General features: G+C 64.9%; 13 protein-coding genes. All 13 read right to left on the reverse strand.

The genetic code is table 11. From position 1 onward, the window contains the following. Positions 1–18: 18 nt before the first annotated feature. The gene (locus FFI97_RS01395; RefSeq protein ID WP_139702294.1) at positions 19–573 is read right to left on the reverse strand and encodes a hypothetical protein; all 555 of its coding nucleotides are present in this window, start codon (positions 571–573) and stop codon (positions 19–21) included. After that, the gene (locus tag FFI97_RS01400; RefSeq protein WP_221937656.1) at positions 570–1,103 is read right to left on the reverse strand and encodes a glycoside hydrolase family 19 protein; all 534 of its coding nucleotides are present in this window, start codon (positions 1,101–1,103) and stop codon (positions 570–572) included. Before FFI97_RS01400 ends, FFI97_RS01395 begins: the two co-directional genes overlap by 4 nt. Beyond that, positions 1,103–1,405, reverse strand: a complete 303-nt coding sequence (locus FFI97_RS01405; RefSeq protein WP_144004333.1) for a hypothetical protein — start codon at positions 1,403–1,405, stop codon at positions 1,103–1,105. Before FFI97_RS01405 ends, FFI97_RS01400 begins: the two co-directional genes overlap by 1 nt. After that, positions 1,405–1,749 (reverse strand): hypothetical protein, encoded by a 345-nt coding sequence (locus tag FFI97_RS01410; RefSeq protein WP_139702291.1) that lies wholly within the window; start codon positions 1,747–1,749, stop codon positions 1,405–1,407. Before FFI97_RS01410 ends, FFI97_RS01405 begins: the two co-directional genes overlap by 1 nt. A 4-nt stretch (positions 1,750–1,753) precedes the next feature. Then, positions 1,754–2,662 (reverse strand): hypothetical protein, encoded by a 909-nt coding sequence (locus FFI97_RS01415; protein WP_139702290.1) that lies wholly within the window; start codon positions 2,660–2,662, stop codon positions 1,754–1,756. A gap of 67 nt (positions 2,663–2,729) precedes the next feature. Further along, on the reverse strand, positions 2,730–6,533 hold the full coding sequence (locus FFI97_RS01420; protein WP_139702289.1) for a phage tail protein: 3,804 nt from the start codon (positions 6,531–6,533) through the stop codon (positions 2,730–2,732). Then, complete coding sequence (locus tag FFI97_RS01425) at positions 6,533–6,952, reverse strand: DUF6950 family protein (protein WP_144004334.1); 420 nt, start codon at positions 6,950–6,952, stop codon at positions 6,533–6,535. The genes FFI97_RS01420 and FFI97_RS01425 overlap by 1 nt, the downstream gene beginning before the upstream one ends. Continuing rightward, positions 6,925–7,509 (reverse strand): hypothetical protein, encoded by a 585-nt coding sequence (locus tag FFI97_RS01430; RefSeq protein WP_139702287.1) that lies wholly within the window; start codon positions 7,507–7,509, stop codon positions 6,925–6,927. The genes FFI97_RS01425 and FFI97_RS01430 overlap by 28 nt, the downstream gene beginning before the upstream one ends. Next, positions 7,506–8,096: a hypothetical protein gene (locus FFI97_RS01435; protein WP_139702286.1), complete on the reverse strand. Its 591-nt coding sequence runs from the start codon at positions 8,094–8,096 to the stop codon at positions 7,506–7,508. The genes FFI97_RS01430 and FFI97_RS01435 overlap by 4 nt, the downstream gene beginning before the upstream one ends. Then, positions 8,093–11,092, reverse strand: a complete 3,000-nt coding sequence (locus FFI97_RS01440; RefSeq protein WP_139702285.1) for a phage tail tape measure protein — start codon at positions 11,090–11,092, stop codon at positions 8,093–8,095. Before FFI97_RS01440 ends, FFI97_RS01435 begins: the two co-directional genes overlap by 4 nt. A gap of 46 nt (positions 11,093–11,138) precedes the next feature. Continuing rightward, entirely contained in the window at positions 11,139–11,360 is a 222-nt protein-coding gene (locus FFI97_RS01445) for a DUF1799 domain-containing protein (RefSeq protein ID WP_185993535.1), read from the reverse strand. Positions 11,361–11,443: 83 nt separating this feature from the next. Beyond that, entirely contained in the window at positions 11,444–11,755 is a 312-nt protein-coding gene (locus FFI97_RS01450) for a phage tail assembly chaperone (RefSeq protein ID WP_139702283.1), read from the reverse strand. Next, positions 11,755–12,402, reverse strand: a complete 648-nt coding sequence (locus FFI97_RS01455; protein ID WP_139702282.1) for a phage tail protein — start codon at positions 12,400–12,402, stop codon at positions 11,755–11,757. The genes FFI97_RS01450 and FFI97_RS01455 overlap by 1 nt, the downstream gene beginning before the upstream one ends. Between the last annotated feature and the right edge of the window lie 87 nt (positions 12,403–12,489).

A 12,489-nucleotide genomic window follows, 5' to 3' on the forward strand; every position in this document is an offset into this window, starting at 1 on the left:
ACGGCCCGCGCTCGACTCCTACGGCGCGCAAAGCGCCCGGTCGGCCTCCACCTGCGCCTTCAATGCCTTCACTTCGCTGTCTCGCCGTGCGACGATGCTGCGAGCTTCCTCCTGAAGGTCTGCAGATCGAGCAAGTAGCTCTCCTGCTTCGCCAAAAAGGCCGTCGACGGCGCCGGGTCGATCTCCTCGATCTCTCGGGCCAGCGGCGTGGGCTGGGGCCTCTTCGCGATCACGGGCGGCGAAGGCTGCGAAGGCGTCGCGCAGCCCTGCAGCGAGCTGGCCATTGCTGCGCTCAGCAGCGAGACGAGCAGCAGTTTCTTGAGCAAGTGCATGGGTGAGTCCCTGTTGTGCGGCTGCGTGCACAGCCATCTTTTCGGAGTAGCGTAGCGCATCGGCCAGCGCCACCCGGTTGCGTGCAGAGACTTCCTCCGCGCGGTCACGCTTTTCACTTGCAAGGTCAGCACGAGCGACGGCCGCGCGCGTGCGCTCGATGCCGGCCGTGGCCAGCGCGGCCACGAGCCCCAGGCCGAGCACCCAGAGCAGCGGGGTCTTGAGGTCGGGAAGCCCGATCATTTGAGCCCCAGTGCTGCCTTGGCATCAGCCCAGAGCATCTGCCTCTCGCTCAGGCCGTTGAAGCCGCCGTTGATGCGCTTCACCACCGTCAGGAAGTCGCCCGCATCGGCGAATGCGCTCAGGCCCTTCGACTGCCAGAAGTACCCCGCGCTGCGCGCTGCGTCGATGGGCAGCGCCAGGCGGTCTGGGTCGGCGACGTAGTCCACGCCGAGCGCCTTGCTCAGCGCGGCGTAGTTCGCCCGACCCGTGGTCTGCAGCAGGCCGCGGCCACGGAATCGGAAGCCATCGCCCGGCTGCGTATTGCCGATGTCGCGCCGGCCCTCATAGCGCTGCTGGGCGATGGTCGGGCCCCACAGCTCCACGACCCAGTGCAGGCCGCCCGACTCGTGGCCGACATTCGCGAGGAATGCCGCTTGGCGCCCCGCCGTGTCGATGCCGAACTCCGCCATTGCGGCCGAGAGCGGTTCAGCGAAACGCTGGGCACGGTCGATCCGCGCGCCCGTGCAGCGCGCGAGGGTTTTTGCGTCCATCATTTGCCTCCGAGGGGTGAATGGTCTGTGCGGGTTTCAGGGGGCGCCCCGTTGCGCCACGCACGCCGCGTCACTTCCAGGTGCAGCACGATCCCGCCGATGCCGGCGATCTCGTACCAGTCGACGCGCCGATCCATGACCAGGTCGAGCAGCACGCCGCCCGCATAGACCGCCATGAGGGCGTAGACCAGCCACCAGATGAAGCGATTGCGCTTGCTCTTCATCAGGCCAATGCGGCAGATGCAGCCGGCCAGCACCAGCAGACAGCCAGACAGGCCGACGACGCGAAGGATCGTTTCCATCATTCACCTCCCAGCTTCTCGATGCGCTTGACCCCTGCGTTGAGCAGCGCGGTCACGACGATCTGCGCGCCGTAGCCAGACACCAGGCTCGCGATGATCAGCAGCGGGCGCGATTCGCTGCTGACGAAGGCGAGCGCGCCGGTGCCGCACGCAGCGCCGATCAGGGTGGACAGCAGGATGAAGATCACCGTTCGCACCTTGCCCATGGACTCGGACTGGTAGAGCGCGAGCAGCGCCCCCACCAGCGCCCACAGCAGGGAGTAGTAGTCCACGCCCAGCAGGGCGAGGGTCATCATCGAGATGGCGCCGACGATCACGCCGGCTGTAGTGGTTGGTTCAGGCATCAGCTCACCCCATCACCGAGCCGGTGATTGCGCAGCGCTCGCCGACGACCGCACCGCCGTGCCACGTCGTCGTGCCGGCAAGCTGTCGCTGGAGCATCGTGGCGTAGTGATAGCCCTCGGTCAGTTCCTTGGCTGCGGACGCCGTGATCGTTGTGTAGGAGACGTTGCTGCCCCCATCGGCGAACCCGCCGCCGTCTTCTGCCGCGACGCCGTCGAACCCGATTGCAGCCGCGCAGTTGTTCGCGCCCGTGTTGAGAAGCGTGAACACGGCCTTGCAATCAACCGAGTCACCCCAGGTCAGGAACTCGATGCGCTTCGTAGCATCGACCTCTGCAAACACCGTGTTGGTCTTGTTCGTCGGGGCAACGACCGCGTTCGACATGGACCGCGAGCGCTGGTTGAACCACGAGATCACGAAGCGCTGCGAAGGGGCATCGATGAATGCAGGCCCGGCGCCTGGGAAAACCATCCCTACCAGCGTTCGCGTCGCAGCGCCCGTCTTGATCTTCACGCCGGTGGTTGCGTCGAGCACCGGAGCGGTCGTCACTGCTTCCAGCGTCATCGCCGTGCCGACCATGTAGGCGTAGATGTAGTAGCGGGTCGATGCGACCAGCCCAGTCGGCGCCAGGGTCACGCCGGCCGCGGGAATCACGCATGCTTCGTTGTTGATCGTGAGATACCGGCCATTGAAGCGAGACAGCAGGATGTTCGCGCCCGACTTCGTGAGCTGGCACTGACCGAGCGGACCGACACCAAGGGCTGCACGCGCGTCCACAGGGTTGCCTGTTGCACCCAGCAGCCCACCGGCCGAAAAGAGTGTGTCCCAGAGCTTCCCGATGCCCGTGCGAAACACTGCGTTCGACGGATTGGGGTAGGTGTCAGCGAGTTCAATTCGCGCGGGAGGGGTGGCCATGGAATTGCCCTTTCAGAAATGAAAAAGGCCTCCCGAAGGAGGCCCGAAGGTCGAAGGAAAGAGTGGGCTAATAGCCCTTGAGGGTCGCGTCGACAGTTGCCCCGCCGACCGATGCGTGCGCGGCGTTGTAGGCCGTCACTTTCGGCGCGAGGTTTGGCGATTTGGTCGTTTCTGCGCTGGTCGCGTTGCTGGCATTGGCTTGCAGGGTGATCTGGATGTTCTTGATCACCGTGAAAGGTTTGGTGTACGGAATGAGCGTGCCACCCACCCCCACCAGCAGATCGTCGACCTGCTCTTCCATATCGGGTGCATCCACCGTGAGCACCATCTGCTGCAAGATGCCTCGGTCCACGCCGGCCCCGATGGTCACGCGGAACTGGTAGACCTCGTTCTGCACGATCAGCTGACCCGGCCACGGCATCCAGGCGCCGGGACCGTCGTAGAAGGGGGCCGCATCAGGGCCATAGAACGGATCGTTGCCGGTCCCGTACAACGAGCCCGGCCCAGAAAGCCGGTAGTCGATGTGCAGGTCGACTCCTTGCATGACGGTGGCCAGCGTCATGATCGAGCCCGCCAATGCCTTGGACACAGGGACTTCATTGGTCACGTAGACCATCTGACCGTAGGAGCCCGCCTCGTAGAACGGATCGAGATCCGCGCCGAAGAAGCTCTGATCGTCGGTGCCATAGAGCGAATCGAGTGCATTGGCCGCCAGGTCGCCGCCCGACTTCGTGTACCCGTATTGGCTCTCGCTGACATAGACGTTGTCGGCGGCCCGCGTCACTGGGGTTGTCGTCGTCGGGATGTAGCTGGTAGGCGTCGCTCCCACTTCAACCTGCGTATATGCGACCTTCATGGAGTCGCCGACTGGCGCCGCGTTGGCGCTCCCAGGATAGATGTACAGCGCACCAGTGCTCGCGCTGACATACGTTCGGGTGATGCGGATCAACGTCGGGACCGTCGTAGAAAGCCCCGTGAAGTTGAAGGCCGAGCCTCCCGCAAACAGAGAAATAGCGCCTGGCCCTTCAAGAATTTCCGCCGAGCCACTACCCGCCGCGCCCCAGGTTTCGGCCGTCGAGTAGAGGCCGATCATTGCGCTGTTCTTGGTCCCGGCCAGTACCGCCACAGTCGCGACACACGTCTGGCCCGCCGTGACAGCACCGAAGTTTTGCCCTCTAACCTCGGAACTCCCGGTCGTCGTCTTGGCGACCTCGGCGAATGCAACGCCCCGATATGACTCGGCTGCGGCGTTGACCGCGCAGGCTCCGATCCAGCCTGCACCCGTGAGGTCTTGGGAGTAGCGAAGCAGGTTCGTCGCTTGACCTTCAATGAGCAGCTGCCCGTTCTCGAAGCGCGGCTCATCGACCGCGGCTGTCTGAAACACGCCGCCCGCCACGTAGGTGGCGGTGGTTGCACGCTCTGAAGAGAAGATGTTGGCGATGGTGTATTGCGCATAGCGGCCTGCCGCCAACAGGCCCCCATCCGGCGAAGTCGGCCAGCCCAACGCTCTGAAGTCCCACTGTTCAACGATGTTGGCGATAGGCGAGTCGCCCAGGTCCATCACGATGTTTCCAGTCGCCAAGGACAGATTCCCCGTGGTGTCGATGGCCTTGCCCATGATCGTGACGACGCCGCCGGGGCGGGCCACCAGGTCGTAGGGGCTCTCGGTGATGAGCCCCGTGTGCAGCGGCGCTGCACTCCCCCAATCGAGGTTGTTCCCGTAGTGAAAGCGAAAGATGAAGCCGGCCAGGTCAGGCACGCGCCGCGGCAGGCTCCACGACAACACGCTCCCCGAGATCGACAGGTTCTCGAGGTTCGGCGGTGGCTCGGTCTTGCCCACCACCTGGTGGATAACCTGCGGACTCCAATCGCTGGCGGCGAGTGTGCTGCGCGTGCGCGCACGGATGATCACGAAGGCGAGATCTGCCACGCCCGTCAGCCGCGCCTCGGTTGCATCTCCCGGGACAACCACGCTGCGCCAATCACCGTCAGGCAGGACGAGGAACTGAATCTCCACGGTGCCACTGGATGCGACCGACGCCTCCAGGACCGGCGCCCAGGTCACGCGGATGCTGTTCACGACCGTGCCGTCGGTCTGCACGATCAGTTCGCCCTCGCCGCTCGAAATCTCGGCAAGCACAGGCGGATAGATTTCCCACGGCTTCGGCAGGCCCGTGTTTGGCGCCAACCCCTCGGGCTGAAATGCTGCGCCGTACTGGAAGATCGCCGCCGTCGTCTCCTTGAGCGTGAGCATCACATAGCCGTCCGGCATGAATGTGCGGCTCAGGATTCGGAATTCCTTGTTGGCCCAGCCGTAGCGCGACAGGGTCAAGGTCACGCCGTCGAAGAGCTCGAGCGGATAGGCGCGCATCTTGAAGGGCAGCGTCACCGTCAGAGGATCGCGGCCGTCGCGCAACATGATCCCGCTGATGTGGAACGCCTGGCCGCCGTAGAAGACGGCAGGCATCTTGACCTCCTGCGACAGCTCCGCACCGTCGACCTCCACCAGTGCTTCGGACCGGTACGGCGTCAGCGGGGTTTCCAGGTAGTTCGCCGCCTGGTCCCAGATCCGGGCGGCCACCGTATTGATCTTCTCCGCGCGTGGCTTGTGGGGGCTGATGCCAATCGGGCTCTGCGACGCGCCGCTGTCGCCTGAGCGCTGCACCACGGCCAGATCGGCATCCGTCAAGTTCATCACCGGCGCCTGGTACACCCCGGCGCGACAGTAGAACTCGCCGGCCGCAAAAGCCCACTCGCCCCCCATCGCCTGCGACAGGTCATCAAGCACATCACGCGCCGGTGCCCCAAACAGAGTCACGAGGGCCGAGCGGTACATCTGCACCCAGTCGGCCCCGGTGTAGCTGATCATCAGCTCGCAATTGTTGGCTGCAGCGATGATACGCAGCTCTTCGGCCAGGGTGAGGCTCTTGCGCTTGCCGAACTGCGGATGCATCAGGACATGCCGCATGTGCAGCGCCGGGTTTTCGGTGAAGACGGTTGCACCGCTCCGGGCGTCGTAGCACCTGGCCCCGCGGATCTGCGCGGTGACGTTCGGCAGGCCCGTCGGAAAGGCGGTCTCGTTGTAGACGAACTCGCACTCGATGTAGGCGACGCCCCGGGCACGATGGTTTGCCGTCCATGTGCCGGGCAACAGCAGCTGCATGCGAGCGTCTGCCGGTTGGTCTGGCGACCCCAGATGAATGAACACCCGCGCCGAGGAGATGAACTGCACCCACTGGTAGTTGACGTAGTAGGTGTAAGCGGGGTCAATCGAGTTGATGGTCAGGACGTTTCCGCTCAGGGAAAAGTCCACCGACTTCATCTCGTACTCGCCGCCCTCGGAGTTGTTCACCTGGCGCCGCGCCGTCACGGTGAGCGTATTTGCGACCGGCGTATGAGCGAGATTGGTGACGGGGTAGACGGTCGTCTCTGACGCGCTTTCGGTGGTCGTTCGACCCCACGGCGCAGTCGTGACATTGCCGTCCACATCGAGGCTGATCGGCGTTTCGTTGAAGTAGATCTGCTCGACGCCGTCGATCTCATGGCCGGCAAGCGCCAGCACGGAGATGAACACGGAGTTGTGCGGCGCTATGCTCGTCTGGAAGAACGCAGCCCCACCCTTTCGGGTCCGCCCGAGTACCAGTTCGCGAGGCGCAAGAGCGTTCTGCGCGTTCACCATGCGGTCGACCACAGATGCTTCGTACTGGGACCGCGCAGCGCGTTCGGCTTTTCGCTGCTGCGAGCTGCTGAGCGCCAGCCCCCCGAGCAGCGTGATCCCGGTCGCAATAGCCTGTGCAGTAGCGACGGTGATGCCGCCGGCGACAACAGCACTGCCGATGGCCTGAATGACTGGAACAAGGACTTGCGGCATCAGATCTTCCAGGCGGCAAAGACCGCAGTCATTTCAAGCGCCACTAGGCCATCGGGCCCGGGCGCGATGGCATTGACGCCGTTGCAGATGCCGAGCAGGTCTCGGCCGTCATTGGCAAGCAGCACCACGTCGCCCACAGCCGCCATCAATGGCGGAACCGGCTGACCGAGCAGCGAGGTCGCAAGCGCGTGAAGCCCGCCGCCCTCTTCGATCAGGCGGCCTGCAGCCAGCGCCGTGTCGTAGGCCAGCACATCTGCCATCGGATCGCTATCGGTGATCACCGCCACCGCGCCGGCGGCGAAGGTGCAGCAGTCGTTCGAGCCCCAGCAAAAGGGCATGCCCAAGCGGGCCCGAACGTAGGCGGCAAACCGCTCTTGCCAGTCCGCGCGCCTCATTTGCCGTTCAGTGCGATCAGCCATTGCTTGCCAGCCCAGATGATGGGCTTCCCGATCAGAGAATTCAGGTACTCGAACGCCCGGTCGTCGGGGTAGAGCGCTTTTTGGTCGACGTTGCTGTACGTCATGGGCGTGCCGCGCAGAAGATCGACGGCCGCGCTCTCCGCAGTGGCCGCGATGGTGCAGGTTTCACCGTCTTCCTGAATGGGCATCGTGTCGAGAGTCCCGACCCAATCGATCGGAGCCTCGATCACTTGCCAATCCTCATCAAGGATCGCGAGCCGCGTCGTCAGCGGCGTTCCCTGAACCACGGTTGCGTCGGCGAGAGCGAGCGACAGATAGTCGGTCGGTACGCCCGACATTTCGAGCTGCAGCCCCTTGATCTCGCCGGGCGAGTCATCGATCTGGCTGATGGTGCCCAGGCCCGCGGCGCCGAGGTATGTCACCCCTGCGTAGACCATGTTCTGATTCGACGAATTCAGCGCGACAGCAAAGCCGGGGAACTCCATGAGCACGAGTCGCGCAATGCGCAGCTCGGGAGCGCTCAACGCGGCGACGGCGGCAGGCGTTAGCGTCCTCATGGAACGGCTTCCACGAAGTCGAGAGAGGCGCCCTCGCCGTACCCATAGAAGAACTGGAATGACGGGGAAGACACCAGGCGAAACTCGACGGAAGGCTTGTTCCAGGAAACAGCCGTGCCGGCCGTGACGGCCCGGCGCAGCCGATTCACCAAAGGCACGACGATGACGCCCGAGCCATTCGCCGTGACATCCGTCGCGACCTGCAGAAGCAATCCGCTCACACCGATCATGTCGCCCGCAAGCAGCGTTGCGCCGGCCACGGTGTTGACGGTCAGAGACCCGGCGCCGGCCGCGGCGGCCTGTGCCGTGGGAGCACCCCGCATCGTGCCGCGCGGCTGGCTGCGTGCCATGTGCCAGAGCAGGCAGGTGTTCGCCATGCCGCGCATTGCGCCGGCGAACGCCTCCCGGGCCGCCACGTCGCCCTGCGAGCCCCGCGGTAGAACCGCATTCGCGGTCCAGCGGTCGTTCAGCAGGTCGACCACCTGCTCGCTACCCCCGAATGGGGAGCTGAACGCACGCTGATTCACGGCCAGGGTCATCGAAAACGATTCCGGTCGGAACGCGGGAGGAAGGGCAATCAGGGTCATGCCGCCCCTCCATATGCCCGGCTACGCCCAAAGGCTGCAGCGATGCGGCGCTCCGTTCCCTGCTGCGCCTGTTTCAACATCGACAGGGTCGCCACATCGCCGACCGTGTTGTTGATGGTGATGCTGAGCGGTCCCCCGCCGCCGGCCAGTGCGTGATTCGGCACGATGGTGCCGGGCACGCTCGGAACGAACAGTTCTGGGCCGCGCTCGCCGACGATGGACGCCTTGCCGACCGGCGGGCTACCGCCATCCGCAAAGCCCTTGCCGCTGAACCAGCCGCCCACGGTTGAAAACAGCTTCGACCAGTCGAGGCCGCCTTCACCACCACCACCGCCCGCAAGCCCCCTCGACTTCAGGAGGTCGCCGAGTTCGTCACCCTGGAAGAGTCCAGCAAGCCCCTTGGCCATCGGCCCGGTGATGGTCTGTTGAATGCCGACCCGAGCGAAATCCGCGATGATCGAATCCGCGAGGCTCTTCACGTCGACCTTCCCCTTCGTCACGAACTGCACCAGCGAATCCTCGGCGCTCTTGAATCCGTCGGCGAAGGCCTTCTCGGCCGTGGCCGAGACGTTCGCCACGGCATCGGCATAGTCAGACAGAGCGGCGGTCGCCCCGGTCTTCCAATCGGCCTGCTTGACCTTCAGGGCGTCGAAGTAGCGACCCTGGGCATCCAGCGCCTCTTCGAGCGCCTTCTTGATGCGCTCGACATCGTCTCGGTACTTCTGCGAGAACAGCGTGCCGTTCTCGCTCGCACTCTTCGTCGCGCCTCTTTCGTACCGCTGAAACTCGGCGCGGATCGCGCGCTGTGCCTCGACCTCTTCGCGTGCGCGACGGCCAAGACCGAAGGCCCCAAGCTCGCGCGTTGATTGCTCGTCACGGGATTCCTGGCCGGAGGCGATGGAGGCATAGATCCCGTCCATTTGCTGGCGGTACTGCTTCGCGTCATCGGCCGATTTCTTGACGATGTCGGCGATCTTCTTCTCGAACTCGAGTTGACCCGACAGGGCCGCGTTCTTTTCGAGCTGCGCGCCGATGGCGTCCTTGTTTGCCAAGAGGCTGCGCTGCTCGGCCGTCAGGATGGACTTCTCTTTCAGGTCGGCCACGAGCTTCGTGAACTCGACCTGCTTCTTCTGGGCGTCGGTGATCTTGAGCTCGCCATCGAGCTGGCTTTGCAGGGAGGCCTCGGTCTGGCGCAGGTTCTCCAGCATCTTGGTCGCTGCGTCGTCCTGGTACGCCTTGGGCGCCGACCCCTTGGGCTGTTTCTTGTCCTTGTATTTCTCTTCGATGTTGGCGCGCAGGCGCGCGTAGTCCTCGGCCTTCAGGTTCACCAGCTTGGCGTCGCGGTCCAGCTGTTCGATCTCTTCCTTGCGCTGCTCGGCGCGGGTGCGGGTTTCCTTCTTCTGGTCGGCCAGGCGCTGCGAGGCGGCGATCTGGGCCTGCTCGGTGCGCTTGCGCTCCCCCTCGGCGGCCGTCGTCTCCTGCTCGCGCAGCAGCTCGCGTGACGCCGAAACGACATCGTCTTTCGCCTTGCGAAGCGCCTCGGGCGTGCTGCCGTTCTGGTTCAGGAAGGCGACGCGCTTCTGCGCATCCATCAGCCGGTCGGCTGCCGACTGCTGGGCGCCGATGCTGGCGACACCGTTGGCAATGGCACTCCACATGCCCGCGGCAACGTCGCGCGTGAGGCTCAGAGCCTTCGACAGGAGGCCAGCCTGCGCCTGCACCTTCTGCATAGCCGCCACCGAGGCTTCCGCGCGGGTGGCCTGTGCCAGCGCTGCAGCCTCCTCCTTGCGCCCTTCTTCTTCCAGGGCCCGGATCTGATCGAACGTGGACAGCGTGAGGTAGTGCAGCGACTCGTTCAGCTTGGCCGATGCCTTGGTCGGCTCTTCTCCCAGGCGGACGTATTCCTCGACGGCGTCCTTCACCGACGTGCCCATGACCTTGGTCTGGGCCACGACAGCAGTTCCCACCGACTCCATGACACTGCCGGCGATGCGCCCGCTCGAGGCGAGCGCGAGCAGCGCGTCGGTCGCCTGCCCTTGCGTTCCGATGATGCCGGCGATGCGCTGCGACATCGAATCAAGCTGCGACGCACTCTGCCCCGCATAGTTGCCCGAGGCGATCAGCGCCTTGTTGAACTCTTGATTGCGCTCGGTGGCCTGGTAGTAGGCAAACGCAAGCGCGGCCACCCCGGCCGCCGCCAGGCTCACCGGCGTGATCATCCCGCCAATGTACGAGCCCAGGGCACTGGCCGCCGGGCCGATGCCGCCGAACATGTCCTTGAGCTGCCCGCCCTGCTGCAGGAACACGGTGAGCGGCGCCTGGCCACCCTGCAGGCTGGTGACGATGTCCGTGACCTGCGCCGGCACACCACGCAGGGCTGCAGACGTCTGCGCGGCCGATATGCCCATCCTGCTGAAGGCAGCGGCGCCGGACTTCCCGGCGCTGTCGAACTCGGCGCGCAATGCGGCCATCTTGCTGGCGACCACCGAACGCGCACGCTCGACCTCGTCAGCAACCCCGGTCGCCCGGATCTGGTTGAACGCCTCGCGGATCTTCTTCGCCTCGTCCACGATGGCGCTGTTCGGCCGGATGCCGAGGGCCCCAAAGCCGTCGCCGATCCGGCGCTGGTCATCCTGAAGCGCCTTCTGCTTGGACAGCGCGAGATCGAGCTGGGCGAGGTACGGCTTCAGCGCGTCGGTGTTCACGCCGCGCTGGCTGGCCAGCGAAGCGAAGTATTCCGAGCCCGATTTCTTGCCGGCCTCGGCCGCGGCGGTCGCACGCTGGATCGAGTTGATCAGGCTCTTCGTGTTCGTGTCGACCTTCGAGGCGGCTTCATCGCTGCCCTTGCCGATTGCGGCGATGCCCTCGGCCGCCTTCTTGCCCTCTGCTTGCGCGTGGACGCCAATGTCCGACAGCGTTCGCTTGACTCGGACGCCGCCGGCCTCGACGCCTGAGGCATCGACGCCCATCACGATCTGTTTCTTGAGATCAGTCATCCGAGCCCCAAAAGAAGAAACCGCCCGGAGGCGGTCTGTGTGTGCGCTACTTGGCGCGCATGAAGTCGAGGGCCGCCCGCTCCATCGTGCGGATGTCCTCGAAAAGCCGGGGCCAGTCAGCCCGAGGCACGCCTGCCAGGCGCAATACAACGGGCAGCGCGCAGTAGTTCAGGCCGGTGGCGCCTGAAAAGCTGGTGTTCCACTGCGTGCCCATGCGCCCGAAGACCCCGGCGACCACCTCGTGTTCAGGCCAGCAATCGACCTCCAAGCTGGCTTCCTCTACGGTCAGCCCGATGTCCGCCGCCTCCTGCGGCGTTGGGTCGGGTGTGTAGATGGCCCGCGCCAGCTCGATCAGTTTTTTGCCCGGGCCTTGATCAGTTCGCGGATGTAGGTGTCGCGGATCGCCGCAGGCGCGGTGATGTAGCTCTGCGCCATCAGCTTGACGTTCTCTTCGTTGAAGGGATCGACAAGCTCCCAGCCGGAGGCGACGGCCAGCACCTGGTCTTCAAGCGACATGTCGGCCAGCGCCTTGATGAACTCATCCATCTCGTCACGGGTGCGGTGCTTGAAAACGAACTCGACTTCGACTGCGTCGGAGCCGGGCTGCATGATCTCGACCTTCGCCTTGAAGGTCGGGTTCGGCTTGAGGGTGAGGCGTGCCATTACGTTGCGTACCGGATGAGCTTGCCCACGCTGGTGAACGTTGCGATCACCGCGTTGATCTGGTTGGCCGTCAGCTTCGGCTCGCTGTCGAAGCCGACATAGACGTTGTAGTAGATGGCGCCACCCTGCGGCAGCGCGGCACGCAGGATGCGCGGCAGGCCGTCGAAGTCCGCCGCGGACAGGATCGCGTTCCAGGCCAGGCTCGGATCGTCCGCGAGCGTCAGCGTCAGCGTCTTCGCGTTCTTGTAGGTCGGTTTGCGGCGCTGCGTGCCGTCTTCCAGATAGACCCAGTCGACAAACTGCTGTTCGCCGCCCGAGCTGTCGTTGCCGAGCACCTGGGAGATCTGGGTCCACGTCAGCACTTTGCGCACCGAGCCGACACCACCAAGTGCGGGGTAGGCCTGCACGTTGGTCGTGTTGTAGCCCTCCAGGCCGAACGTGCCAGCGGTCGACAGCGAGACACGCGAGGGACGACCGTCGAGCCCCACCCAGCCCGACGTCAGTTCGAGGATTTCACCGTTCACGAGGCCGTGCGCCGCGGCGGTGGCGACCGGCGGCGCGGCGTTGGTCAGCGCGGTGACGGGGATCGCCGGCCCGTAGGTCGCGGCAATCGAATAGACAGTGCCATTCGGAAGGAATGCAGACATTTTTTTTTCCTTTCAAGGAAGAGAAGCCCGCCGAAGCGAGTGGCCAGGCCCGGAGCGGGCGAAAAAAAGCCCGCGCGAGGCGGGCCG

This window comes from Variovorax sp. KBS0712 (assembly GCF_006323185.2).
Taxonomy (GTDB): domain Bacteria; phylum Pseudomonadota; class Gammaproteobacteria; order Burkholderiales; family Burkholderiaceae_C; genus Variovorax; species Variovorax boronicumulans.

What these genes read in the sequence shown, in the direction of transcription:
- FFI97_RS01395 (WP_139702294.1), bottom strand. Translation starts at nt 573, where the DNA reads ATGATCGGGCTTCCCGACCTCAAGACCCCGCTGCTCTGGGTGCTCGGC.
- FFI97_RS01430 (WP_139702287.1), bottom strand. Translation starts at nt 7,509, where the DNA reads ATGAGGACGCTAACGCCTGCCGCCGTCGCCGCGTTGAGCGCTCCCGAG.
- FFI97_RS01410 (WP_139702291.1), bottom strand. Translation starts at nt 1,749, where the DNA reads ATGCCTGAACCAACCACTACAGCCGGCGTGATCGTCGGCGCCATCTCG.
- FFI97_RS01425 (WP_144004334.1), bottom strand. Translation starts at nt 6,952, where the DNA reads ATGGCTGATCGCACTGAACGGCAAATGAGGCGCGCGGACTGGCAAGAG.
- FFI97_RS01455 (WP_139702282.1), bottom strand. Translation starts at nt 12,402, where the DNA reads ATGTCTGCATTCCTTCCGAATGGCACTGTCTATTCGATTGCCGCGACC.
- FFI97_RS01405 (WP_144004333.1), bottom strand. Translation starts at nt 1,405, where the DNA reads ATGGAAACGATCCTTCGCGTCGTCGGCCTGTCTGGCTGTCTGCTGGTG.
- FFI97_RS01435 (WP_139702286.1), bottom strand. Translation starts at nt 8,096, where the DNA reads ATGACCCTGATTGCCCTTCCTCCCGCGTTCCGACCGGAATCGTTTTCG.
- FFI97_RS01440 (WP_139702285.1), bottom strand. Translation starts at nt 11,092, where the DNA reads ATGACTGATCTCAAGAAACAGATCGTGATGGGCGTCGATGCCTCAGGC.
- FFI97_RS01400 (WP_221937656.1), bottom strand. Translation starts at nt 1,103, where the DNA reads ATGGACGCAAAAACCCTCGCGCGCTGCACGGGCGCGCGGATCGACCGT.
- FFI97_RS01450 (WP_139702283.1), bottom strand. Translation starts at nt 11,755, where the DNA reads ATGGCACGCCTCACCCTCAAGCCGAACCCGACCTTCAAGGCGAAGGTC.
- FFI97_RS01415 (WP_139702290.1), bottom strand. Translation starts at nt 2,662, where the DNA reads ATGGCCACCCCTCCCGCGCGAATTGAACTCGCTGACACCTACCCCAAT.
- FFI97_RS01420 (WP_139702289.1), bottom strand. Translation starts at nt 6,533, where the DNA reads ATGCCGCAAGTCCTTGTTCCAGTCATTCAGGCCATCGGCAGTGCTGTT.